Annotated in this window: 22 protein-coding genes; 12 read left to right on the forward strand and 10 right to left on the reverse strand. The window is 74.8% G+C overall.

Features of this window, described 5'->3' with window-relative positions; all coding sequences use genetic code 11:
• Positions 1-224 precede the first annotated feature (224 nt).
• From ABD823_RS24585 to ABD823_RS24595, 3 genes are all read left to right on the forward strand, one after another.
• A complete protein-coding gene (locus ABD823_RS24585) occupies positions 225-422 on the forward strand; it encodes a DUF2795 domain-containing protein (RefSeq protein WP_344863483.1) in 198 nt (65 codons plus the stop codon).
• Between the two features lie 104 nt (positions 423-526).
• On the forward strand, positions 527-1,504 hold the full coding sequence (locus tag ABD823_RS24590) for an aldo/keto reductase (RefSeq protein WP_344863485.1): 978 nt from the start codon (positions 527-529) through the stop codon (positions 1,502-1,504).
• A gap of 21 nt (positions 1,505-1,525) precedes the next feature.
• Positions 1,526-3,001, forward strand: coding sequence for a DUF2254 family protein (locus ABD823_RS24595; protein WP_344863487.1), 1,476 nt, complete (start codon positions 1,526-1,528; stop codon positions 2,999-3,001).
• Between the two features lie 51 nt (positions 3,002-3,052).
• On the opposite strand, the gene ABD823_RS24600 is transcribed toward ABD823_RS24595, so the two are convergent.
• The 3 genes from ABD823_RS24600 to ABD823_RS24610 form a co-directional block, all read right to left on the reverse strand.
• Positions 3,053-3,349, reverse strand: a complete 297-nt coding sequence (locus tag ABD823_RS24600; protein WP_344863489.1) for a DUF2795 domain-containing protein — start codon at positions 3,347-3,349, stop codon at positions 3,053-3,055.
• 10 nt (positions 3,350-3,359) lie between these two features.
• Positions 3,360-3,566 (reverse strand): hypothetical protein, encoded by a 207-nt coding sequence (locus tag ABD823_RS24605; protein ID WP_344863491.1) that lies wholly within the window; start codon positions 3,564-3,566, stop codon positions 3,360-3,362.
• Between the two features lie 96 nt (positions 3,567-3,662).
• Complete coding sequence (locus ABD823_RS24610; RefSeq protein ID WP_344863493.1) at positions 3,663-4,352, reverse strand: rhodanese-like domain-containing protein; 690 nt, start codon at positions 4,350-4,352, stop codon at positions 3,663-3,665.
• A gap of 194 nt (positions 4,353-4,546) precedes the next feature.
• Between ABD823_RS24610 and ABD823_RS24615 the strand changes: the two genes are divergently transcribed.
• Both ABD823_RS24615 and ABD823_RS24620 read left to right on the forward strand, forming a co-directional pair.
• Positions 4,547-7,453 (forward strand): PAS domain-containing sensor histidine kinase, encoded by a 2,907-nt coding sequence (locus ABD823_RS24615; protein ID WP_344863495.1) that lies wholly within the window; start codon positions 4,547-4,549, stop codon positions 7,451-7,453.
• A gap of 64 nt (positions 7,454-7,517) precedes the next feature.
• The gene (locus ABD823_RS24620) at positions 7,518-7,859 is read left to right on the forward strand and encodes an MmcQ/YjbR family DNA-binding protein (RefSeq protein WP_344863496.1); all 342 of its coding nucleotides are present in this window, start codon (positions 7,518-7,520) and stop codon (positions 7,857-7,859) included.
• A 104-nt stretch (positions 7,860-7,963) separates the two neighbouring features.
• On the opposite strand, the gene ABD823_RS24625 is transcribed toward ABD823_RS24620, so the two are convergent.
• The 4 genes from ABD823_RS24625 to ABD823_RS24640 all read right to left on the reverse strand — a co-directional run bounded on the left by ABD823_RS24625 (position 7,964) and on the right by ABD823_RS24640 (position 11,752).
• Positions 7,964-9,226, reverse strand: coding sequence for an endonuclease Q family protein (locus ABD823_RS24625; RefSeq protein WP_344863498.1), 1,263 nt, complete (start codon positions 9,224-9,226; stop codon positions 7,964-7,966).
• 120 nt (positions 9,227-9,346) lie between these two features.
• Complete coding sequence (locus tag ABD823_RS24630) at positions 9,347-10,213, reverse strand: phosphotransferase family protein (RefSeq protein ID WP_344863500.1); 867 nt, start codon at positions 10,211-10,213, stop codon at positions 9,347-9,349.
• A gap of 40 nt (positions 10,214-10,253) precedes the next feature.
• Complete coding sequence (locus ABD823_RS24635; RefSeq protein ID WP_344863502.1) at positions 10,254-11,171, reverse strand: NAD-dependent protein deacetylase; 918 nt, start codon at positions 11,169-11,171, stop codon at positions 10,254-10,256.
• Positions 11,172-11,221: 50 nt separating this feature from the next.
• Complete coding sequence (locus ABD823_RS24640; protein ID WP_344863504.1) at positions 11,222-11,752, reverse strand: HAD domain-containing protein; 531 nt, start codon at positions 11,750-11,752, stop codon at positions 11,222-11,224.
• A gap of 116 nt (positions 11,753-11,868) precedes the next feature.
• Between ABD823_RS24640 and ABD823_RS24645 the strand changes: the two genes are divergently transcribed.
• Positions 11,869-12,414, forward strand: a complete 546-nt coding sequence (locus ABD823_RS24645) for a P-loop nucleotide/nucleoside kinase family protein (protein WP_344863506.1) — start codon at positions 11,869-11,871, stop codon at positions 12,412-12,414.
• Here the strand turns inward: ABD823_RS24645 and ABD823_RS24650 are convergent.
• Together ABD823_RS24650 and ABD823_RS24655 are read right to left on the reverse strand one after the other, a co-directional pair.
• Entirely contained in the window at positions 12,380-12,937 is a 558-nt protein-coding gene (locus ABD823_RS24650; RefSeq protein ID WP_344863508.1) for a hypothetical protein, read from the reverse strand. The genes ABD823_RS24645 and ABD823_RS24650 overlap by 35 nt on opposite strands.
• Before the next feature lie 217 nt (positions 12,938-13,154).
• Positions 13,155-14,324 (reverse strand): cytochrome P450, encoded by a 1,170-nt coding sequence (locus ABD823_RS24655; RefSeq protein ID WP_344863509.1) that lies wholly within the window; start codon positions 14,322-14,324, stop codon positions 13,155-13,157.
• Positions 14,325-14,545: 221 nt separating this feature from the next.
• Between ABD823_RS24655 and ABD823_RS24660 the strand changes: the two genes are divergently transcribed.
• The 6 genes from ABD823_RS24660 (at position 14,546) to ABD823_RS24685 (ending at position 21,696) form a co-directional block, all read left to right on the forward strand.
• Positions 14,546-15,775, forward strand: a complete 1,230-nt coding sequence (locus ABD823_RS24660; RefSeq protein WP_344863511.1) for an ROK family transcriptional regulator — start codon at positions 14,546-14,548, stop codon at positions 15,773-15,775.
• Positions 15,772-17,280: a sugar ABC transporter ATP-binding protein gene (locus ABD823_RS24665; RefSeq protein ID WP_344863513.1), complete on the forward strand. Its 1,509-nt coding sequence runs from the start codon at positions 15,772-15,774 to the stop codon at positions 17,278-17,280. The genes ABD823_RS24660 and ABD823_RS24665 overlap by 4 nt, the downstream gene beginning before the upstream one ends.
• Positions 17,277-18,317, forward strand: coding sequence for an ABC transporter permease (locus tag ABD823_RS24670; RefSeq protein WP_344863515.1), 1,041 nt, complete (start codon positions 17,277-17,279; stop codon positions 18,315-18,317). Before ABD823_RS24665 ends, ABD823_RS24670 begins: the two co-directional genes overlap by 4 nt.
• Before the next feature lie 92 nt (positions 18,318-18,409).
• Positions 18,410-19,468, forward strand: coding sequence for an ABC transporter substrate-binding protein (locus tag ABD823_RS24675; protein ID WP_344863517.1), 1,059 nt, complete (start codon positions 18,410-18,412; stop codon positions 19,466-19,468).
• A 16-nt stretch (positions 19,469-19,484) separates the two neighbouring features.
• The gene (locus ABD823_RS24680; RefSeq protein WP_344863519.1) at positions 19,485-20,657 is read left to right on the forward strand and encodes a Gfo/Idh/MocA family protein; all 1,173 of its coding nucleotides are present in this window, start codon (positions 19,485-19,487) and stop codon (positions 20,655-20,657) included.
• A gap of 31 nt (positions 20,658-20,688) precedes the next feature.
• On the forward strand, positions 20,689-21,696 hold the full coding sequence (locus ABD823_RS24685; protein WP_344863522.1) for a sugar phosphate isomerase/epimerase family protein: 1,008 nt from the start codon (positions 20,689-20,691) through the stop codon (positions 21,694-21,696).
• Between the two features lie 119 nt (positions 21,697-21,815).
• Here ABD823_RS24685 and ABD823_RS24690 read toward each other — a convergent pair whose 3' ends face one another.
• The gene (locus ABD823_RS24690; RefSeq protein WP_344863524.1) at positions 21,816-22,826 is read right to left on the reverse strand and encodes a YhjD/YihY/BrkB family envelope integrity protein; all 1,011 of its coding nucleotides are present in this window, start codon (positions 22,824-22,826) and stop codon (positions 21,816-21,818) included.
• Between the last annotated feature and the right edge of the window lie 153 nt (positions 22,827-22,979).

Consider the following 22,979-nt stretch of genomic DNA (forward strand, 5'->3'; position numbering starts at 1 on the left):
GCGCGGCGGGCCGGTGGGCAGGCGGGCGCTCTGGCACGCCGCCCGGCGGCTGCCCCTGGCGCTGGCGCGCCGCCGGCCGCTGCCGCCGGCCGTGGAGGCGGCCCGGCGGCTGCTGGAGGCGGATCCCGGCGCGGTCCCGGCCGGCCGGTGAGCGGGTGATGAGTAGCGAACCGTTACGCCGGGTAACGAAGCCGGGTAAGTGTGTTCTCCGGGGGAGGAAGACCATGGGCAAGACGCTCAACCCGATCGAGCTGCAGAAGCACCTGTCGGGTGTCGACTATCCGGCCAGCCGCGACGACCTGGTGAGGGCGGCGCGAGAGCACGGCGCCGACGACGAACTGATCAAGGCGCTGCAGGAGGTCCCGGACCGGGAGTACGACGGTCCCAACGCCGTCAGCAAGGCCGTCGCCGGACGGAGCTGACGCCCGGCCCGGCGGGCCCCGTGGCCGGGGTCCGCGGGGCCGGTGACACCGTGTCCGCGCCCCCCGGCGCGGCGGCCGGAGGGGGCGGGACTACGATCGTGCAGGTGGAGAAGCGGAAACTGGGCAGAACCGGTAGGGAGATCGGGGTCGTCGGGCTCGGCGCCTGGCAGATCGGCGGCAGCTGGGGCGAGGTCGGCGAGGACGACGCCCTGGCCACCCTCGAGGCCGCGGTCGACGCCGGCGTGGACTTCATCGACACCGCCGACGTGTACGGCGACGGCCGCAGCGAGCGGCTCGTCGGACGCCTGATCAAGAGCAGGCCCGGGCTGACCGTGGCCACCAAGATGGGCCGGCGCGTCCCCCAGGACCCGGCGGCCTACACCCTGGACAACTTCCGCGCCTGGACCGACCGGTCCCGCGCCAACCTGGGGGTGGACACCCTCGACCTGGTGCAGCTGCACTGCCCGCCCACCCCGGTCTACTCGGCCGACGCGGTCTTCGACGCCCTCGACACCCTGGTCGAGGAGGGCCGCACGGCCGCCTACGGGGTGAGCGTGGAGACCTGCGAGGAGGCGCTGACCGCCATCGCGCGGCCGGGCGTGGCCACCGTGCAGATCATCCTCAACGCCTTCCGGCTCAAGCCGCTGGAGCGGGTGCTGCCGGCCGCGGCCGAGGCGGGGGTGGGCATCATCGCCCGGGTCCCGCTCGCCAGCGGCCTGCTGTCGGGCAAGTACGACGAGTCGACGACCTTCGCCCCCGACGACCACCGCGCCTTCAACCGCCACGGTGAGGCGTTCGACGTCGGCGAGACGTTCTCCGGCGTCGACTACGGCACCGGCCTGGAGGCGGTGCGCCGCCTGCGGCCGCTGGTGCCGGAGGGCATGACCACGGCCCAGTTCGCGCTGCGCTGGATCATCGACCAGCCCGGTGTCTCCGTGGTCATCCCCGGCGCCAGGAACCCGGAGCAGGCCCGCGCCAACGCCGCGGCCGCCGCGGCGCCCCCGCTGCCGGAGGCCGCGCTGCGGGGCGTCCGGGAGGTCTACGACGAGCTGGTCCGGCCCCAGGTGCACCACCGCTGGTGATCCGGTGGGCCGGGAGGCGGGATGAGCGAGGGCGGCCGCAGGGCGCGTGAGGCGGCGCTGCACGATCCGCTGCGCAGCCTGGGCGGCCTGCACGAGGCGGGCCGCCTGCGCCGGGGCGTCGCGGAGTTCCTCCGGCTGCCCCTGCTCATCATCGCCGCCTCCTGCGCCGCGGGGGTGCTCGTGGGGGTCCTCGACGCCGCGGCGGGCACCGGGGCGCCGCTGCGCGGGGCCGCCGCGGCCGTGGTGCCCGGCGGCGGGGCGGCCGAGTTCGTGTCGGCGGCCGCGACGAGCGTCCTGACGGTCACGTCCATCACGTTCTCGGTGCTGCTGCTGGCCGTGCAGCAGACGGCCGCCTCGCTGACGGCGGTGGTCTTCGACCAGTTCCTGCGCCGCACCGCGAACCAGGTCTACTTCGGTTTCTTCGTCGGCCTGTCGGCGTTCTCCTTCATCGTCCTCGGCACGGCCCGGCAGGACCCCGCGCCCGTCTACGGCGCCGCGATCACCCTCGTCCTGATGGTCGTGGCGCTGGTCGTGCTGCTCCTGCTCATCCACGGCACCATCGACCAGATGCGGCCGCAGTCCGTGGTCCGGTCGATCCACGAGCTCGCCCTGCGCGCCCGGGAACGGGAGCTCGTCCTGCTCGGCCGTACCCGGCCCCGGAGGCGGAGCGGCCCGCGGGCGCCGGAACGCGCCGTCACGGTGCAGGACAGCGGATACGTCGTCACGGTGGACGTGGACCGGCTGGCGGCGGTGGCGCGGGCGGCCGGGGGCGCGGTGAGGGGCGCGGGAGACGAGGTGGAAGTCGTCGTGGAGGGCACGCTCGGCGAGTACCTCGTCTTCGGCGACGTGGCCGCCCGGATCACCGGGGTGGCCCCGGGCGACGGGTCGTGGGACGACGAGGTCCGCTCCGCCTTCGGCCTGGACGACATCCGCGACGTGGAGGTCGAGTGCGGATACGCCGTCGACCAGCTGGCGAACATCGCCTGGGCGGGCGCGTCGAGCGCCCAGCAGAGCCCGCAGACCGCCTCCACCGCGGTGCGCGCGCTGCGCGACCTGCTGGCGCGCTGGCTGGTGGCCGGGGAGCGGGACCGCTCGGGGCGCGCGGGACGGCAGGAGGAGCTGCCCGTCGTCTACGTCGACGGCGCGGTCGGGCGCGTCCTGGGTTCGCTCGCCACGCTCCTGGTCGCCGGCGCCGAGTCGCGGCAGGCTCAGACGTGCGCGGAACTGCTGCGCGCCTTCGCGGGCGTCGCCCCCCGGCTCCGCAGCGAGGAGGAGCGGGCGATGTTCGGCCGGGCCCTGGCCGCGGGCCTGCCGTCCGTGCTCCAGCACGCCGAGGTGCCGAGCCTGGCGCAGGCGCTGCAGGAGCTCGAACGGGTCATGCGCGAGTGCGGGTACGAGACGTCCCGGGTGGCGCGGGTGCGGTCGCTGCTGTCGGAGGCCACCGCCCGGGTCCTGCCCAAGCCGTCCGACGAGCCCGGCGCGGCCCACCCCGGCTGAGTCCGTGCGGCCGGCCCGCCGGCTCCGCGCCGGGGTCGCCGCCGCGCGGGGTCAGTGCTCCCGCAGGTGCTCGCTGATCCGGCCGCGTCCCGCGCCGGTCCGCTCCCGGGCCTGCATGGAGCGGTCGGAGGCCGAGCGCTCCTCGCCCTCCGCGGGGTCGCGGGGGACCGAACGCAGGATCTCGTCGAGGTTGTCGTAGGTGCCGAGCGGCAGGGCGGAGAGCGCGCGGATCACCGGATCCTCCGCCCCGGCGCCGGCCGCGTGCCGTACCACCGACTCCTTGTCGGCGGGGTAGTCCAGGCTCATCAGGGCACGGCGGATGAGGTCGGGGTCCGTCGCCTTCGTCATGTCGCCCCCCTCACCGCTCGCCCCGCGGCGGGCGCTCGGACTGCGGGCCCTCGGCGCGGTCGCCGCCGGTCTTGCGCGGGCGGTTCCCGGGATCGGACTGCAGGGCCTCCTGGACGTGCTCCTCGAGCTCGCGCTCGCTCAGCCCGTGTTCCTTCTCCATGTCACCGCGGAGCCGGGCGCGCTTGGTGTCGTAGGCATGGCTGCCGGGACGAGGCATGGGAAACTCCTTTCTCGTCCTTCTCGGTCCTGGGCTCCGCTACCCGCCTGACCAGCGGTCACACCTCCGCTCACCCGTCCCCCGGCGCGGACGGCCTCACAGGTCCGGGTCCGACTCCGGCGCGCGGGTGGTGCCGGTCGTGTACAGGCCGGCGAGCACGCCGTCCGGCCGGGTCACGGCCATCGCGTGGACCCCGGCCCGGTCCATCCGCTCCGGCAGCCCCTCCAGGGGCTCGGCGGGGCGGACGGTGGTGATGCCGGAGCACATGACCTGCTCGGCCGTGGCCTCCGGCGGGGCGTGCTCCAGCTCGCGGGGGCCGACGAGGCCCAGGACGACCCGGTGCCGCGGGACGACCACCACGGCCACCCCCGCCGGGTCGGAGAGGATCCGCTCCGCGAGGTCGTCCACCGGGTCGCCGGGGAACGCGATCACCGGGTCGCGGCGCATCACCCGGGACACGAGGACGGCGTGCCCCTCGTAGGGGAGGTCGGCGGCCAGCCAGTCCGCCTTGCCCGCCGGGTAGTCGTACACCTCGCGCACGCCCAGGCGCTCCAGCCGGTGGGCGGCCCGCGGGCTCAGGTCGCACGCCCAGTCGCGGCAGTAGACGACGACCGGCCGGGACGGCTCCAGGGTCGCGGCGGCCCCGTCCAGCCCGGCGAACGGCAGGTTGCGGGCACCGGGGAGGTGGGCCCACTCGTACTCCGGTGGCGGGAGCACCTCCAGGAGCAGGGCGTCCCGCCCGTCGATCAGCTCCCGTACGGCGTCGCGGTCGATCGGCTGCACCATAACGGCCGCCGTACCCAGGACGAGGGGTTCAACTCTGGAGAAATTGCCATATATCTAACTAAAAGAGCTATATGTCTGTATTGGCATGGCATGAGATGGAAAGACTGGTCCATGACCCTCGCTGCGGCCTCCGGTGGCCTCGGCCACGGGGACGGGCCGCTCGGACGCGGGGATGCTGGAGGGAAGACGGAACCGTGGGGGCAGCAGACACCGTGCACGATTCCCGGCGCTCACCGACCACGGGCCTGCTCGACCTGCCCGAGGTGCCCGCGCTGGACCACCTGACCCGCATGGCCGCGCGGCTGCTGGACGCGCCCGCCGCGCTGGTGTCCCTGGCCGACCACGACCGGCAGGTGGTGGTCAGCGCGACCGGAGCGGCCGAACCGCAGGCACGGCGGCGCTCGCCCCTGCCGCCGTTCCTGTCCGAGGGGGTCGCCGCCGCGGACGGCCCGCTGGTCGTCCCCGACGCCCGCGCCGACGGGCGGCCGAGCGGGGACCTGACCATCGGCGACCTGGAGGCGGCCGCCTGCGCCGCGTTCCCGCTGCACGGCCCGGACGGCGAGACGCTCGGCGCGCTCTGCGCGATCGACACCCGGCCCCGCCGGTGGAAGCGGGCGCAACTGGAGCTGGCCGGCGACCTCGCCCGGACGGCGGAGGGGGAGATCGCGGCGCGCCACGAGGCGCTGCGGCTGCAGGCGATCCTGGACACCGCCTGCGACGCGTTCGTCTCGACGGACGCCGCGGGGACGGTGACGGCCTGGAACGCCGCGGCCGAGCGGCTGTTCGGCTGGTCGGCGGCCGAGGCCGTCGGGCGTCCCGTGCACGAGCTGATCATCCCCGAACGGCTGCGGCGGGCGTTCCTGGAGAGGGCGGCCGAGGACCGGGACGGCCGGTCGCCGGCCGGTCACCGGATCGAGCTGACCGCGGCCGACCGGACCGGCCGGGAGTTCCCGGTCGAGATGGCGCTGCAGACCGCCGACGAGTACGGCGCGCGGGTCTTCCACGCCTTCCTGCACGACATCACCGACCGGCACGCCGACCGGCGGCGGACGGAGGAGGGGGAGACGTTCCTGCGGGCGCTGCTGGACAGCCTGGACGTGGGGGTCGCGGCCTGCGACAGTGACGGCCGCGTCATCCTGACCAACCGCGTGCTGCGGGAACTGCGCCCGGACATCAGGGGGCTGCACGTGCGGGAGCTGGCGGACGCCTACCGCGTGCTCGCCGCCGACGGGCGGACCCCGCTCCGGCCCGAGGACGTGCCGCTGGCCCGGGCGTTCGCCGGGGAGCGGATCGACGGCCAGGAGATCGTCGTGTGCGCGGCCGGGCGCCCCCCGTCCCGGTCCCTGGTCAACGGCCGGCCGATCGAGAGCGCCGACGGGCGCGGCCTGGGCGCGGTGGTCGCCGTCCACGACATCACCGACCAGCACCGCGTCCAGACGCTGACCCGGGCCCAGCACGCCGTGGCCCGGGTGCTGGCCGACGCAGCCTCCAGCGAGGAGGCGGCCACCGGCGTGGCCGCCGCGGTCACCGACGCGCTCGGCTGGACCTGCGGGGAGTACTGGCAGGTCGACGCCGACGGGAGCGGCCTGACCCGCATCGGCTCGTGGACCCGGCCCGGCCGGGACCTGTCGGCCTTCACCGGCGACGGGCCGGTGACGCTCCGCGAGGGCGAGGGCGTGGTGGGCGAGGTGTGGGCCACCGGACGCGAGATCTGGGTTCGCGACCTGCGGGCCGGGTCGCGCGGCCCCGCCCGCGGGCGGGACGCCCTCCGGGCCGGCCTGCGCGGCGCCATCGCGCTCCCGGTGCGCAGCGGCCGGACGATCCTGGGCGTGCTGGTCTTCTACAGCGACAGCGTCCAGGACCGCGACGACGAGCTGACCTCGCTGCTCGACGGGGTCTGCGCCCACGTCGGCCGCTACATGGAGCGCCGCCGGGCCGAGGAGCTGGCACTGGAGCTGGCCGCCAGCCGCCGGCAGTTCAACCAGATCGTCACCCACGTCAACGACGACGTGTGGACCGCCGAGATCACCCCCGAGGGCAGGGCGCGCCCGGTCTACGTCAGCACGTCCGGCGCCGGCGTGCTCGGCAGGCAGGTGCCGCCCGAGGACGGCGACGGCGGCGACATGGTCGCCATCGTCGGCCGGCACGTCCACCCCGGCGACCGGGCCGAGTTCGACGCCTTCTGCGAGCGGCTGATCTCCGGGGAACCGGCGGAGATCAAGTGCCGCTTCGACGGCCTGGACGGCGTCACCCGCTGGGTGTGGATCCGGGCGCTGCCCCGCCGCGAGGGCGACCGGCTCTTCGTCGACGGCATCTCCACCGACGTCACCGAGCACCACCGCATGGAGGAGGAGCGCGAGCGCCTGCTCGCCCGGGAACGGGAGCAGGTGCGCCGGCTGCGCGAGCTGGACCGGATGAAGGACGAGCTGGTCGCCGTGGTCAGCCACGAGCTGCGCAACCCCATCGGCGCCATCCGCGGATACACCGAGATGCTCCTGGACGCGCCCGACCTGGGCGAGGAGCACCGCATGTTCGCCGACATCATCGACCGCACCAGCGCCCACCTGCAGCGGCTGGTCGACGACCTGCTCGACCTGGCCCGGCTGGACTCCGGCGGCATCGTCATCGACTCCCGCCCGGTCTCGCTGACCCGGCTGGTGCGCCAGAGCGTCGAGGACCACCGGCCCGAGGCCGAGGCCAAGCGCCTGGCCGTCGAGGTCGGCCTCGACCGCCACCTGGGCGTGCACGCCGACCCCGTACGGCTCCGCCAGGTGATGGACAACCTGCTGTCCAACGCCGTCAAGTACACCCCCGAGGGGGGCCGCGTCACCGTCACCGCCCGGCACGACGGGGACGAGGTGGTCGTGGCGGTGGCCGACACCGGCATCGGCATCCCGGCCGAGCAGTATCCGCAGCTGTTCACCCGGTTCTTCCGGGCCTCCACCGCCCAGGAGGCCGGGACCAAGGGCACCGGCCTGGGTTTGGCCATCACCAAGGCCATCGTCGACGCGCACGGCGGCGAGATCTCCGCGGCTCCGCGGGAGGGCGGCGGCACCGTCTTCACGGTGCGGCTCCCCGAGGACCCCGCGGTCGGCGCCTGACACGCCGGCCGGGAACCCGGGCGCGCGGCGCGTGCGATCATGGAATGTGTCTGATTTCGATCGTGTGCGCGACATCGCACTGGAACTGCCCGAGGTCGAGGAGACGGTGTCCTGGGGGACGCCGTCGCTGAAGGTCCGGGGACGGCTGTTCCTGCGCCGGCATGAGGACCCCGGCCTGACGGTGGTGAAGATCTCCCGGGAGGAGCGCGGGGCGCTCGTCGCCGAGCGCCCCGAGATCTTCCTCGTCACCCCGCACTACGAGAACCACCGGTACGTGCTGGTCCGGACGGCGGGGCTGCCCGAGGACGAGCTGCGCGAACTGATCACCGAGGCCTGGCGGCTGAGCGCGCCGCCGCGGCTGGTGAAGGCCTTCGACGAGGGCGCCGTGGACCGGACCCGGGGGTAGGGGCCGCCGTCACCGGGGCCCGCCCGAGACGGCGGCCGCCGGGCCCGGCCCGCCCCCCGGAGACGCGGAGCCCCCGGAGCCGCGGAGCCCCGCGTGCGGGAGCCTCATCCCGGCTGAGGAGTCCCATCGGGGGAGAGAATCCGGATCGTGCCGTACTCGCCGTCGTACCCGGCGTCCCTGCGCACCTCGCCGCGGCGCAGCCGGCCGACGGCCTCCGCGAGTCGCGGCGAGCAGGCCGCGATCTCGCCGACCGGCACGTCCTCCAGGATCGCCAGCTCGGGTCCGAGCGCGGCGGTGAGCCTGTCGACCTCCAGCCGGACCTTCTTGCTGCCCGGCCCCACGCCGAGGACCTCGCCCACGGCCTCCGGGAGCGGGACGAGGCTGCGGACGCCCGCCGCGCCGTCCGGGCCGGCGCCGTCCGGCCGGTCGGCCAGCTCCTCGACCCTGCTCAGCACGCCGACCGTGAGCCGCCTGCCGCACACGGGGCAGCGCCCGCCGCGCTCGCGTGTCTCGTGCGGCTCCAGCCGCACCCCGCACTTGCGGTGCCCGTCGAGGTGGTACCTGCCCCCCTCGGGGAAGAACTCGACCGACCCCGCGTGCCCGTCCCCGGTCCGCAGCGCCCGCAGCACCGCGAAGTAGTCCAGGTCGGTCTCGAACACCGTGGTCTCGCGGCCGATCCGGGGCGGCGAGTGCGCGTCGGAGTGGCTGACCAGCCGGTAGCGGTCCAGGCCGGAGACCCGCCGGTTCATCGCCGGATCGCTGGACAGCCCCGTCTCCAGGGCGAACACGTGCCCGGTGAGGTCGCCGAAGCACTCCTCGACCGTGTCGAAGCCCGACGTGGAGCCGAACACGCCGAACCACGGCGTCCAGACGTGCGCGGGCACCAGGTAGGCGCCGTCGCCGCAGGCCAGGACCGCCTCCAGCAGGTCACGGGAGTCCATCGCCAGGACGGGCCGGCCGTCCGAGGCCAGGTCGCCGGCCCGCCCGGCGGCGCGGTTGAACGCCTCCGCCGCGTCGAAGCCCGGCACGTACACCAGGTGATGGATCTTCCGGGTGCGCCCGCCGCGGCGGTAGACGGTGGCGACCTCCACCGAGAGCATGAACCGGAGCGGGCCCCCGGTCAGGACGGGCGGCAGGGTGCCGTCGACGGCCCGCTCCAGGTCGTCTCGGAGCCGGAACAGCCCCGGCTCCGCCGGCACGAGGCTCTCCCGCAGCCGGCCGTACCAGGCCGGGTGGGTGAAGTCGCCGGTGCCCAGCAGCGTGACGCCCTTGCGCCGCGCCCACCAGGACAGCTGCTCCAGGTCGCTGTCCCGGCTGCAGGCGCGGGCGTACTTGGAGTGGATGTGCAGATCGGCATGGAAGCGCATCCCCGGCGTCCTTCCCGCGGAACGGGCCGCCATGCCCCGCCCGCCGTACGGGCCGCGGGCCGATGCGGCGGGCGTCGCCGGTGCCCGGCCGGAGACCCGGATCGGGAGCCGGGACCCGGATCAGGAGAAGACGGGAGCGAGCCGGGCCAGGCCCGCCTCCGTGTAGCGGCGGGAGCCGGTGCGCACGCCATAGGCGATGTCCTCCAGCAGGGCGCAGCGGGCGTGGAAGACCGCCCGCTCGTGGTCGGCCGCCTCCCAGCGTCCCCCGCAGGCCCGGTAGCGGTCGGCGGCCGCCGCGAGGACCTCCGGGCCGAGGTCCCGGTGGAGCAGCGCGAGGTCGTAGGCGGGGTCGGCGAGGGCTGCGTCCGTCCAGTCGATGATCCCGGTGACGGCGCCCGTGGCCGGGTCGGCCAGCACGTGCTCGTCGCCCAGGTCGTTGTGGCAGAAGACCAGGCGGTCCGGGCCGGGCGGCGGTGTCCGGCCGAGGAAGTCCTCCACCCGGCGGCGCCAGGCCGCGGGCACGAGCCCGGCGACCTGCCGGTAGTCCCCCGCGGCCTCGTCGAGCAGCTCCTGCGGCGCGGTGACGTCCTGCGGCACCAGCCTCGCCATGGTCTCGGCGGGGGCCCCGTGCAGGCGGGCGGCGAACTCCCCCAGGACGGGCGCCAGCCGCACCGGATCCGCCGGCGGGTGCTCGCTCAGGGGCAGGCCGGGCAGTTTGGCGTAGGCCAGGACGCCCGCCCCGGGGTCGGAGAAGACCACCCGCGGCACCGACAGCGGGGACAGCCCGGCCACCGCCGCCAGCAGCTCCGCCTCACGCCGGACCTGCCCGCTCCGCTCGGCCGGATCGGCCGCCTTGCTCCGCCGTACGACCAGCTCGCCGTTGACCTCGTAGGCGACGTTGTCCCACCCCTCGCCCAGCACGGTCACGGACCTGACCTCGCAGCCGGGCAGGTGCCGGGCGAGCAGCGCGGGCATCTCGTCGATCACATCCGCACCCTAGCGGTCCGGGCGGAGGCGGGCGGCGGGGTCACCGGGGCGCGGGCGGCGCGGGCGGGCCGGACAGCTCGCCCAGCAGTGCGGTGAGGGCCGGGCCGAGCGGGGCGTCGAGGGTGAGGAGGGCGTCGGCGTCGCCCCGGGTCGCCCCCCGGTTGACGATCACGACGGGGATGGAGCGTTCGGCGGCGTGGCGGACGAACCGGTAGCCGGACATCACGGTCAGGGAGGAGCCGAGGACCAGCAGCAGGCCGGCCCGCTCGGTCAGCGCGTAGCACTCCTCGACCCGCGGCCGGGGCACGTTCTCCCCGAAGAAGATCACATCGGGTTTGAGCACCCCGCCGCAGTCGTGGCAGTCCACCACGCGGAAGGACTCGACCAGGTCGTCGGGGACGGCGGCGTCGCCGTCGGGGTTGATGGTCCCGGCTCCGGCGTGCCAGCGGGGGTTGGCCTCGCGCAGCCGCCGGTCGAGCAGCTCGCGGGGGGTGCGCCGGCCGCAGGCCAGGCAGCGGACCCGGTCGAGCCCGCCGTGCAGCTCGACCACCCGCCGGGCGCCTGCGGCCTGGTGCAGGCCGTCGACGTTCTGGGTGATGATCCCGGAGACCAGGCCGCGCCGCTGGAGCTCGGCGACCGCGCGGTGGCCGGCGTTGGGGGCGGCCCGGGCGATGTGCCGCCAGCCCAGGTGGCTGCGCGCCCAGTAGCGCCTGCGGGCCGCGGCGCTGCCGACGAACGTCTGATAGGTCATGGGCTCGGAGCGCCGCCTGCGGCCGGTCTCCCCGCGGTAGTCCGGGATGCCGGACTCGGTCGACAGACCTGCCCCGCTCAGCACCACCACCTCGCCGTCCGCGACGAGGTCGGCCAGCAGCCGGAGCCCGGGGCCCGCGGCCGTGCCCGCCCGGCCGGGCGGCCCGCCGGGTACGCCGCCGGAGCCCTCGCCCACCACCCGCGTCATCCATCCATGGTGCCCGACGCCCGCACCTGCCCGAGCCACGGGCCCGGCCCTCAGACCGCCGAGCCCTGGGGGGAGCGGTCGCGGCGGGCCGCGGCCGCGGTGAGCCAGGAGCGTGCCCGGGCGAGCTGGCCGTCGGTCAGGCCGGTGCGCGGGTCGACGCCGACGAGCAGGAAGTCGCCCACCTCCGGGTGGCCGCGCAGGTAGTCCTCGTCGGCGGCGGTGAGGTGGTCGTCGAACCAGACGAACGGGCGGCGCCGGGCGTACGCGGCCACCGGCCGGGTCTTGACGTTCTCCCCGGTGAGCAGGGACGGCGCGCCGGCCACGGCGACCACCGGCAGGTCCGGCAGGCCGACGCGCGGGCCGATCTCGGTGTTGGCCTGCTCCTCCCAGCGGGTGGCCCACACCAGCTCCGCGCCGGTCTCGCGGGCCAGCGCCAGGAGCTTGGCCCCGTGCCGCCGGTCGAGCAGCACCCGCTGCGGCTCGCCGTCCAGGACGCACGTGTGGCGGCGCAGCCGCGGAGAGGAACGCCGTGCCGGGTTGAGCACCCCGTCCACGTCCAGCAGGATGAGCGGCGGCTCCATGGTGATTCTCCTGATCTGTCGGCGCCGCCTGCCATGATGCCGCGACGGCGCGCGGTCTTCCACCGGGCTGCGGCGAAGACCCGCCGCGGCCGGCGGTGCGCGGCTAGGCTGACACGATGATCGTCTGGTTGAACGGCACCTTCGGCGCGGGCAAGACGACCACCGCCGGAGAACTCGTCCGGATCGTCCCGCAGGCCAGGATCTTCGACTCCGAGTACGTGGGCTTCATGCTGCGCCACGTCAAGGGGCTGCCGGAGGTGGGGAACTTCCAGCAGTGGCCGCCCTGGCGCGGCCTGGTCGTGCAGACCGCCGTGCAGTTGCTCGACTACCTCGGCGGGGTGCTGGTCGTCCCGCAGACGGTCCTCGTCGAGGAGTACTGGTCGGAGATCCGCACCGGTCTGGAGAAGGCCGGCGTCCCCGTCCGGCACTTCGTGCTCCACACCGACGAGGAGACCCTCACCCGCCGGATCGAGGCGGACGCCGTCGAGACCACGGCCAGGCAGTGGCGGCTCGACCATCTCGCCGACTACCGCGAGGCCCTGCCCTGGCTGCGCCGGGCGGCGGAGGTCGTCGACACGACCGGTGTCCCGCCCGCGCGGGTCGCCGAGACGGTGGCGGCCGCCGCGCTCACCCCCGTCCCCGATCCCCCGGCTCGGCGCTGAAGTCCCCGGGGAAGTCCGCCGGCGCACGGTGCAGGTGCGACCAGAGCGGCCTGCTGGCCGCGGCGAGCAGCAGGGCGGTCCCGGCGAGCACGACGCGCTCGGCCGCGGTGCGCGTGCCCAGCGCCGTGGCCAGCGGCCACAGCACGCCGAGCAGGGCGACGGTGCAGGCGATCCCGCGGTGGAGGCGCTCGGCCTGCGAGGCGGGCCAGGGGTCGACGCTGCGGGCCATCTCCCGGCCGGTGTCGGAGGTGGTGCAGGTCTGCTTCACCGGGCAGCCGTTGCACACGGCGGGCAGGGCCCGGTAGCGCATCACCCGGGTGCCCGGGTCGAAGGAGTACGGCCGCAGCCACTGGTCCTCGGGGCAGAGCCAGGCGTCGTGGCCGGCGTGGTAGGTGAAGGGGCCCGGCCGCCGGTCCGGGGTGCGGCCGCAGGCCCGCCTGGCGATCAGATCCAGGGCGAAGGCGACCAGCAGCAGGAAGGTCCCGTAGGCGGCGGCCAGCCAGACGGCGGCGGAGACCGTCATGCCTCCCCCGTCCCCGGCGCGTCCGTCCGCACCACCGCGGCACCCCCTCGTCCCCCGTACGGCCCGCCGCGCGGTCGCTCGGTCGGGGATGCGGAAGCGTGTCACCGGCAGGCGGTGATATCGACCATAAGTCGCGATCCGGGAAAGTGAAGGCGCCACGCCGGGGCGCCGGGCGTCCGCCCGCGGACCCCGGCCCCGGCGCCGTCCCGGCCGGTGCTCACCAGGCCACGGGCATCGTCTCCAGGCCGTGCACGACGGTGAAGGAGCGGTAGACGGGCTCGCCGGCGAGCCGCAGGCCCGGGAAGCGCCGGAGCAGGGCGGGGAACGCGATGCGCATCTCCAGCCGGGCCAGGTGCGCGCCCAGGCAGTGGTGCACGCCGTGCCCGAACGCCACGTGCCCGAGGGTGTTGCGGCCGACGTCCAGCCGGTCGGGGTCCGGCACGAACGCGGGGTCGCGGTTGGCGGCGGGGATGGAGCAGATCACGAGCTCGCCGGGGCCGATGGTCCGCCCGCCGAGCCGCACCTCGGTGGTGGTGGCCTTGAACGTCCCGGCGTGCACGATGCTCAGCCAGCGCAGCAGCTCCTCGACGGCGCCCTCGACCCGGTCCGGCTCGTCGCGCACCACCGCGAGCTGGCCGGGGTGGCGCAGCAGCGCGAGCGTGCCCAGGGAGAGCATGTTGGAGGTGGTCTCGTGCCCGGCGAGCAGCAGCAGGCTGCCGATCCCGGCGAGCTCGGCGGTGGTGAGCTCGCCGCCGTGCTGGCGGATGAGCATCCCGAGCAGGTCGTCGCCGGGGTCCCGGCGCATGGCGGTGACCAGGCCGGTGATGTACGCGCGGGCCTCCGCCGCGGCCGCCGCGCGCTCCTGCGGCGGCAGGGAGACGTCCAGCATCCGCTGGGAGGTGCGCTGGAAGCCGGCCCGGTCGGTGTACGGCACGCCCAGCAGCTCGCAGATCACCAGGGACGGGACCGGCAGGGCGAAGTCCGTCACGAGGTCGGCGGGCGGGCCGCCGCGCTCCATGGCGTCCAGGTGCTCGTCGACGATCTGGCGGATACGGGGCTCCAGCCCGCGCATCCGGCGGGCGGTGAACTCCGGGGCGAGCATCCGGCGCAGCCGGGTGTGCTCGGGGGGATCGGAGCCGAGCAGGTTGCCGGCGCCCTCCTCCCCGTCCGGCGCCGCGCCGGGCGGCCGGAACGGGGGGACCAGCGCGTTGCTGTACAGCTCCGGGTGGCTCAGCACCGCCCGGACGTCCTCGAACCTGGTCACCAGCCAGGCCTCGATGCCGAACACGGTGCGGACCCGGGTGATCCCCTCGGCCTCGCGCACCGCGGAGAGCTCGGGGACGGGATCGAACCCGTCCCGCCGCATGTGCAGGGGTGGTGCTGACACGTCGTGCACGCGACCTCCTCGGGTCACCGGCGACCGATCGTCCTTCCCTGTGCCGACCCTACAGACCGGGGGCCGGCCAGGCACCCGTCCGGCGCGGAGGCGCCGGGCCGTACCCACTTTCGTTGATATCGACGAAAGTTCAGAGACTTCAGAGAGAAGGTCTTCACAAACCGACCGAACGGGCTTACCTTCTGGTCAATCACCCGGCCGTGGGAGGACCTGTGAAGCGCAGCCCCAGCCGCCCGGAGAACGTCCACCAGGCGACCCTGCTCCGCCTGCTGCGCGACGGCGCGCGCTCCCGGGCCGAGATCGGCGACGTCGTGGCGCTGTCCCGCGCCAAGCTCAACGCCGAACTCGAACGCCTCATCGCGATGGGCCTGGTCGAGCCGGCCGGGCTGGCCGCCTCGCGCGGAGGCAGGCGCTCGGGGATGGTGCGGCTCTCGCCCCAGCTCAGGTTCGCCGCCATCGACATCGGCGCCACCTCGGTGGACGTCGCGGTGACCGACGGCGAGCTGGAGATCCTCGGCCACGTCGCCGAGCCGTGCGACGTGCGGGACGGGCCGGTGGCGGTGCTCGACCGCGCCCTGACACTCCTCGGCAAGCTCCAGGACCAGGGCCTGTTCACCACGCTGCACGGGACCGGGGTGGGGGTGCCGGGCCCGGTCAGCTTCCGCGAGGGCGTCCCGGTCGCCCCGCCGATCATGCCGGGCTGGGACCGCTACCCGGTGCGGGAGGCGATCAGCCAGGAGCTGGGCTGCCCGGCCGTGGTCGACAACGACGTCAACCTCATGGCCGTGGGGGAGCTGCACGCGGGCCTGGCCCGGCAGGTCGAGGACTTCCTGCTCGTGAAGATCGGCACGGGCATCGGCTGCGGGATCGTCGCGGGCGGCCAGATCTACCGGGGGGTGTCCGGCAGCGCCGGCGACATCGGCCACATCCGGGTGGCCGACCAGGGGCCCACCTGCACCTGCGGCAACACCGGCTGCCTGGAGGCGTACTTCGGCGGGGCCGCGCTCGCCGCGGAGGCGGTCAGGATCGCCCCGCGCTCGCCGTACCTCGCCGAGCGCCTCGCGGTCGCCGGGGAACTCACCGCCCGGGACGTCGCCGCCGCCGCGTCGCTCGGGGACGGCGCCGCCGTCCGGCTCGTCCGGGACGGCGGGCGGCAGGTGGGCCAGGTCCTCGCGAGCCTGGTGAGCTTCTTCAACCCCGGCCTGGTGATCATCGCGGGAGGGGTGGCCCGCATCGGCCACGTGCTGCTGGCGGAGATCAGGAGCGTCGTCTACCGCAGGTCGCTCCCGCTGGCCACCGGCAACCTGCCCATCGTGCTGTCGGAGCTGGGCGACACCGCCGGGGTCATCGGGGGCGCCCGGCTCGTCAGCGACCACGTCTTCTCCGCGGCGTCCTCTCCGCGACGCGACCGCGGCGTTCCGGCCGGGACGGAGGCCCCATGAGCGAACTGCTGACCATGCGCGGGATCGTCAAACGGTTCCCGGGCGTGCGCGCGCTGGACGGCGTCGACCTCGACGTGCGGGCCGGCGAGGTGCACTGCCTGCTCGGGCAGAACGGCGCGGGCAAGTCCACCCTCATCAAGATCCTCGCCGGGGCCCACCGACCCGACGAGGGGACGATCGAGCTCGGCGGCGAGCGGGTCAGGTTCGCCGGGCCGGTGGCGGCCATCCGGGCCGGCGTCTCCACCATCTACCAGGAGCTCGACCTGGTCGACGGGCTGACGATCGCCGAGAACGTCTTCCTCGGCCACGAGCCCGCCCGACTCGGCTTCACCCGGCCCCGCCAGGCGAACCGGGCCGCCGCCGAGCTGCTGGGCCGGCTCGGCCACGGCGAGCTGCGGCCCACCACCGAGGTGGGCCGGCTGCCCGCCGCCGCCAAGCAGGTGGTCAGCATGGCGCGGGCGCTCTCGCACCGGGCGCGCCTGATCGTCATGGACGAGCCGTCGGCCGCGCTCGCCCACGACGAGGTCGCCAACCTGTTCCGCGTCATCAGGGAGCTGACCGCCCGCGGCGTCGCCGTCGTCTACATCTCGCACCGGCTGGAGGAGATCCGCGAGATCGGCGACCGGGTGACCGTGCTCAAGGACGGCAGGACGGCCGCGGTGGGCCTGCCCGCCCGAGAGACCCCCACCTCCGCGATCGTCTCGCTCATGACCGGCCGGGACGTGGAGTACGTCTTCCCGCCCCGGCCCGCGCCCGGCGCCCGGGACGGCCGCCGCGAGGTGCTCCGGGTGGAGAACCTGACGCTGCCCGGCCGCTTCGCCGACGTCTCGTTCACCGTCCGGGAGGGCGAGATCGTCGGCCTCGCCGGACTGGTCGGCTCGGGCCGTTCGGAGATCATCGAGACGGTCTACGGCGCCCGCCGCCCCAGCGCCGGCCGGGTGCTCCTCGACGGCGAGCCGGTACGGCCCGGCAGCACGGCGCGCGCCGTACGGCTCGGCATGGGGCTGGCGCCGGAGGAGCGCAAGGCGCAGGCGCTGCTGCTGGACGAGAGCGTGGCGCGCAACATCACGATCGCCGGGCTCGGCCGCTTCGCCCGGCTGGGCTGGATCGACCGCCGCCGCGAGCGCGCGGAGGCCGAGCGCCTGGTGCGGGAGCTGGACATCCGGCCGCCCGACCCCGACCGGCCGGTGCGCACCCTGTCCGGCGGCAACCAGCAGAAGGCCGTGCTCGCCCGCTGGCTCGGCCGCGGCCGCCGGCTGCTCCTGCTCGACGAGCCGACCCGCGGCGTCGACGTCGGGGCCAGGGCGGAGCTGTACGCGGTGATCCGCCGCCTGGCCGACGAGGGCATCGGTGTGCTGCTGGTCTCCAGCGAGGTGCCCGAGGTCCTCGGCCTGGCCGACCGGGTGCTCGTGCTCAGGGAGGGCGCGGTCATCCGCGAGGCCGTCGCCGGCGAGCTCGACGAGGCCCGCGTACTGGACATGATCATGGAAGGGAGTGCGCTGTGACGGACGCACGCGCCGGGGCCGTACCGCCCGTGGAGGGGTCACCGCGGCAGAGCCCGCCCGACGGGGCGGCACGGTCCGCCGGGGCGTCCCTGCTCGCGCGGCTGGGCCGCACCCGCCACCTCGGGCTGGTCGCGGCGCTGCTGCTGCTCGCGGTCGTGGGCCTGGTGACCACCCCGGAGACGTTCGCGACCTCGTCGAACCTGGTCAGCATCCTCGCGCTGGCCTCCACCATCGGCGTCATCACGGTCGGCATGACGTTCGTCATCATCGGCGGCGGCATCGACCTGTCGGTCGGCGCCGTCATGGCGCTCGCCTCGGTCTGGGCGACCACGCTGGCCACCCAGTCGTACGGCCCGCTCGTCATGGCGGTCTGCGCGATCCTGGTCGGCACCGGCGCCGGGCTGGTCAACGGGCTGCTCATCGCCTACGGCCGCCTGGTGCCGTTCATCGCCACGCTGGCGATGCTGGTGGCCGCGCGCGGCCTCGCCCAGCGCATGTCCGACCGCAGGACGCAGCTCGTCCGCCCGGAGAACGACGCGATCGTCGAGCTGTCCACCACCCGGGTGCTCGGCCTGCCGCTGCTGGTCTACGTCTTCGCCCTCGTCGTGGTCGCGGGCTGGCTCGTGCTGAACCGCACCACCTTCGGCCGCCGCACCTACGCGGTCGGCGGCAACCCCGAGGCCGCCCGGCTCGCCGGCATCGACGTGCGCCGCCACACGGTGCTGCTGTACGCCCTGTCCGGCCTGTGCTGCGGCATCGCGGCGATCATCATCATGGCCCGCACCACCACCGGCTCCAGCACCCACGGCGACCTCTACGAGCTCGACGCCATCGCCGCGGTGATCATCGGCGGCACCCTGCTGACCGGCGGCCGCGGCACCATCGCCGGCTCGATCCTCGGCCTGCTGATCTTCACCGTCATCACCGACCTGTTCATCCTCAACGGGCTCAACACCAGCGACCAGCTCATCGCCAAGGGCCTGATCATCGTCGTCGCCGTGCTCCTCCAGCGGCGCGGCCTCGAACCACGCACCTAGACCCCGGACCAGGCACCCAGCCCTCGGACCACGCACCCGGCCGGGCCCCGCGGCCCGGCCCGCACCCCCCAACCGGAAGGAAGGCACGTTCCATGCCCAAGAACGTCGCCCGGCGCGGTTTCCTCGTCGCAGGAGCCGCCGCCGGCGCAGGAGCCCTGCTGACCGCCTGCACCAGCAACGAACCCGCCCAGCCCGCCTCGGCCCCGTCGCCGCAGCAGACGGCCGCGGGCGGCACCGACAACGACCGGCCCGGCACCCGGGTGGTGATCGGCTTCTCCGCGCCCGCCGCCGACCACGGCTGGATCGCCGCCATCGCCAAGAACGCCCAGGAGCAGGCCGCCCGCTACTCCGACGTGGAGTTCAAGCCGGTCGAGCCCACCAACGACATCAACCAGCAGATCTCCGCCGTCGAGACGCTCATCCAGGCCAAGGTCGCCGCGCTGGTGATCCTGCCCAACGACGGCGAGCAGCTCAACCAGGTCGCCCGCCGGGCCACCGACGCCGGCATCCCGGTCGTCAACCTCGACCGGGTCTTCCCCGACAAGCTCTCCTACCGGACCTGGATCGGCGGCGACAACTACGGCATGGGCGTGGCCGCCGGGCACTACATCGGCAGGAAGCTGAAGGACAAGGGCGTGGCGGACCCGGTGATCCTGGAGATCCAGGGCATCGCCACGCTCCCGCTCACCCAGGACCGCAGCAGGGGCTTCGCCGACGCGCTCAAGACGTACGGCTACGCCGTCACCGCCCAGCAGGACGCCAAGTTCACCGTCGAGTCCGGCACCCAGGTCGCGAGCAACCTGCTGCAGGCCCACAAGAAGATCGACGCGATCTGGAACCACGACGACGACCAGGGCATCGGCGTGCTCGCCGCGATCAAGGAGGCGGGCCGCAACGAGTTCTTCATGGTCGGCGGCGCCGGCTCGGCCAACGCGATGCGGGAGATCCAGGCGGGCGGCGTGCTGGAGGCGACGGTCACCTACAGCCCGTCGATGGCCGCCTCGGCGGTGAAGCTGGCCCGGCTGATCGCGCAGGGCAAGGGCATGAGCGACCTGGTGGAGAACGAGGTGCCCCAGTCGATCACCCTCGCCTCAGAGACCGTCACCAAGGAGAACGTGGACAAGTACCTGCCGCTGGGCTTCGAATCCTGATCCGGGGGGAGATCACGTGTCAGACAGCAGGCCGGCACTCGGGGTCGGCATGGTCGGGTACGCCTTCATGGGGCGCGCCCACTCGCAGGCGTGGCGCAACGTCGGCGCCTTCTTCGACCTGCCGGTCAGGCCGGTCATGGCCGCCCTCGGCGGCCGGTCCGAGGAGCGTACGGCCGCCGCCGCCGCGTCCCTGGGCTGGGCCGCCGTGGAGACCGACTGGAAACGGCTCGTCCACCGCGACGACGTCGCGATCGTGGACGTCTGCACGCCGGGCGACTCGCACGCGGAGATCGCCATCGCGGCGCTCGCCGCGGGCAAGCACGTGCTGTGCGAGAAACCGCTGGCCAACAGCGTCGCGGAGGCCGAGGCGATGGCCGAGGCCGCGCGCGAGGCCGCCGGGCGGGGCGTGCGCGCCATGGTCGCCTTCAACTACCGTCGGGTGCCCGCCGTGGCCCTCGCCCGGCGGCTCGTCGCCGAGGGCCGCCTCGGCGAGATCCGGCACGTGCGCGCCCAGTACCTCCAGGACTGGATCGTCGACCCGGACTTCCCCCTGGTCTGGCGCCTCCGCAAGGACAAGGCCGGGTCCGGGGCGCTCGGGGACATCGGCGCGCACATCGTGGACACCGCCCAGTTCGTCACCGGCCAGGCGCTGACCGGCGTGTCGGCCCTCACCGAGACGTTCGTCAAGGAGCGGCCGCTCGCCGAGGACTCCAGCGGGCTGGCGGGCGCCGGCCGCGGCGGGGAACGGGGGGAGGTCACGGTCGACGACGCGGCGCTGTTCATCGGCCGGTTCGAGGGCGGCGCGCTGGGCTCGTTCGAGGCCACCCGCTTCGCCACCGGCCGCAAGAACGCCCTGCGCATCGAGGTCAACGGCGCGCTGGGCAGCCTGGCCTTCGACTTCGAGTCCATGAACGAGCTGTGGTTCCACGACGCGGCCGAGCCGGAGGCGGGCTTCCGGCGGATCCTCGTCACCGAGCCGCACCACCCCTACGCGGGGGCCTGGTGGCCGCCCGGGCACGGGCTCGGCTACGACCACACGTTCGTCCACGAGGTGAAGGACTTCCTGGAGGCGATCGCGGCGGGGACCGACCCCTCGCCGACCTTCGAGGACGGGCTGCGCGTGCAGCGCGTGCTCGCCGCCGTCGAGGAGAGCGCCGCCTCCGGGTCCCGGTGGACGGCGGTGCCCTGACCATGCACGGAATCATGAGAGCGGGTGTGGCATGACGCGACCGATCACGCTGTTCACCGGCCAGTGGGCCGACCTGCCCTTCGAGGAGGTGTGCCGGCTGGCCTCGGAGTGGGGCTACGACGGCCTGGAGATCGCCTGCTGGGGCGACCACTTCGAGGTGGACAAGGCGCTGGCGGACGACTCCTACACAGAGCGCAGGCGCGAGGTGCTGGACAAGTACGGCCTGCGGGTGTGGGCGGTCTCCAACCACCTCGTCGGCCAGGCCGTCTGCGACCACCCGATCGACGAGCGGCACCGGGGCATCCTGCCGGCCCGGATCTGGGGCTCGGGCGACCCGGAGGAGGTGCGGCGGCGCGCGGCCGAGGAGATGAAGGACACGGCGCGGGCCGCGGCCCGGCTGGGCGTTTCGACCGTGGTGGGCTTCACCGGCTCGTCGATCTGGCACACCGTGGCGATGTTCCCGCCGGTGCCGCCGTCGATGGTCGAGGCGGGCTACCGGGACTTCGCCGACCGGTGGAACCCGATCCTCGACGTGTTCGACGAGGTCGGCGTCCGGTTCGCGCACGAGGTCCACCCGAGCGAGATCGCCTACGACTACGAGACGACCGCGCGCGCGCTGGAGGCGGTCGGGCGCCGCCCCGCGTTCGGGCTGAACTGGGACCCGTCCCACATGGTCTGGCAGGACCTCGACCCGGCCGGGTTCATCCTCGACTTCGCCGACCGGATCTACCACGTCGACTGCAAGGACGCCAAGGTGCGCACCGGCAACGGCCGGCGGGGGAGGCTCTCTTCGCACCTGCCGTGGGCCGACCCGCGGCGCGGCTGGGACTTCGTCTCGACCGGCCGGGGCGACGTGCCGTGGGAGGAGTGCTTCCGCGCGCTCAACGCGATCGGCTACGACGGGCCGATCTCCATCGAGTGGGAGGACGCGGGCATGGACCGCCTGCACGGCGCGCCGGAGGCCCTGGCGTACATCCGCGGCCTCAACGCGATCACCCCGCCGGCCGCGGCGTTCGACGCGGCCTTCTCCTCGGAGTAGGCGGGCCGGCGGCGGGCGGCCGTCCGCTCCGGGATGTCCGCTTCAGGGCCGCCCGGCGCGGGGCCGCCCGGTCGCCGGGGCCGTCCGGCAGTGGGGGGCGGCCGGTCGGCCGCGGCGGGTCAGCGCGCCCGCCGCGACCGGAAGTCGTAGCGGCGCGGCCCGGTCCGGCGCGGTCCCGTCCTGACCTCGGGGATGGCCGGTGCGGTGACGACCTCCGTGCGCGGCTCGCCGACGGGCCGCCCGGTGGTCAGGTCGACGACCGAGCCGCGGCGGTCGGTCGCCGCGTACGCGGCGGCGAACAGGAGCAGCACGTTGACCAGCTTCAGGAAGAGCAGCATGCCCACCGCGCCCGCGACGACCTGGTAGGCCGGGTTCTCGGCGTTGACGGTGAAGTAGACCTGGCCGACGGTCTTCAGCAGTTCCAGCCCGACGGTGATGATCAGGGCCGGGCCGGCCAGGCGGCGCGGCGACAGCCGCAGCCGGGGAGGCAGCGTCAGCAGCGCCGCGGCCAGCAGCAGGTTCACGCAGACGCCGAGCGCGAAGGCCGCCGCCGAGAGCGTCCAGCGCGCGGGCAGCGCCTCCGTCCCCACCGTGTGCTCCGTCAGCCGGACCAGCACGCTCTGCGCGCCGAAGGACAGGGTCAGCGAGACCGAGAGCAGCAGCCCGAGGGCGGCCAGCACGCCCAGGTCGATCAGCCACCGCAGGAAGAAGTTGCCCGGATACTGCTCCAGCCCCCAGACCGCCCGGATGCAGGAGCGCATGGAGTCCATCCAGAACAGCCCGGTCAGCGGGAGGCCCAGGGAGACGACCGCCCCGGCCGTGTCGCGGGCGTCGCGCAGCGCCTGCACGTCCAGGCGCGGGAACGTGTCGCTCAGGTAGCGCTCCACCTGCTCCAGCACGGCGGGCGTGTCCAGCACGTGCCCGACGATCACGAAACCGAGCAGGGCCAGGGCGAAGGTGGCGTAGAACGCGTAGTAGGTCATTCCCGCGGACAGGCGGCCCGCGTCGGCGCGGTCGTAGTGGACGGCGGCCCGGACGAGGTGGTCGAGCAGCCCCCACCGGCGCCGCGCGCCGGCCCAGGCCCGGGTGAAGCCGCCGGCCCACCGGCTTGTCCTCGCGACGACCGTCATGGCGGCGCACTCTACCCCGCGCGCGGCCGTTCATCCCGGTGCGGCCCGGCCCGCTCGCCGTCGCGGCCGTCTCGGCCTTCGCGGGCCGGTCCCGTCCGGGCGCGCGGGGCCAGGCCGGCGGGAAAACCGGGTGGCACCGGCGGCGGGGGAGTG

The sequence above is a fragment of the Planomonospora alba genome, assembly GCF_039534085.1.
In the GTDB taxonomy this organism is placed as follows: domain Bacteria; phylum Actinomycetota; class Actinomycetes; order Streptosporangiales; family Streptosporangiaceae; genus Planomonospora_B; species Planomonospora_B alba.

Bases quoted from the DNA above. Each gene is read 5' to 3' on its own strand.
- ABD823_RS24585 (WP_344863483.1), top strand. From the start codon at position 225: ATGGGCAAGACGCTCAACCCGATCGAGCTGCAGAAGCACCTGTCGGGT.
- ABD823_RS24595 (WP_344863487.1), top strand. From the start codon at position 1,526: ATGAGCGAGGGCGGCCGCAGGGCGCGTGAGGCGGCGCTGCACGATCCG.
- ABD823_RS24600 (WP_344863489.1), bottom strand. From the start codon at position 3,349: ATGACGAAGGCGACGGACCCCGACCTCATCCGCCGTGCCCTGATGAGC.
- ABD823_RS24605 (WP_344863491.1), bottom strand. From the start codon at position 3,566: ATGCCTCGTCCCGGCAGCCATGCCTACGACACCAAGCGCGCCCGGCTC.
- ABD823_RS24610 (WP_344863493.1), bottom strand. From the start codon at position 4,352: ATGGTGCAGCCGATCGACCGCGACGCCGTACGGGAGCTGATCGACGGG.
- ABD823_RS24625 (WP_344863498.1), bottom strand. From the start codon at position 9,226: ATGCGCTTCCATGCCGATCTGCACATCCACTCCAAGTACGCCCGCGCC.
- ABD823_RS24635 (WP_344863502.1), bottom strand. From the start codon at position 11,171: ATGACGCGGGTGGTGGGCGAGGGCTCCGGCGGCGTACCCGGCGGGCCG.
- ABD823_RS24640 (WP_344863504.1), bottom strand. From the start codon at position 11,752: ATGGAGCCGCCGCTCATCCTGCTGGACGTGGACGGGGTGCTCAACCCG.
- ABD823_RS24645 (WP_344863506.1), top strand. From the start codon at position 11,869: ATGATCGTCTGGTTGAACGGCACCTTCGGCGCGGGCAAGACGACCACC.
- ABD823_RS24650 (WP_344863508.1), bottom strand. From the start codon at position 12,937: ATGACGGTCTCCGCCGCCGTCTGGCTGGCCGCCGCCTACGGGACCTTC.
- ABD823_RS24665 (WP_344863513.1), top strand. From the start codon at position 15,772: ATGAGCGAACTGCTGACCATGCGCGGGATCGTCAAACGGTTCCCGGGC.
- ABD823_RS24675 (WP_344863517.1), top strand. From the start codon at position 18,410: ATGCCCAAGAACGTCGCCCGGCGCGGTTTCCTCGTCGCAGGAGCCGCC.
- ABD823_RS24685 (WP_344863522.1), top strand. From the start codon at position 20,689: ATGACGCGACCGATCACGCTGTTCACCGGCCAGTGGGCCGACCTGCCC.
- ABD823_RS24690 (WP_344863524.1), bottom strand. From the start codon at position 22,826: ATGACGGTCGTCGCGAGGACAAGCCGGTGGGCCGGCGGCTTCACCCGG.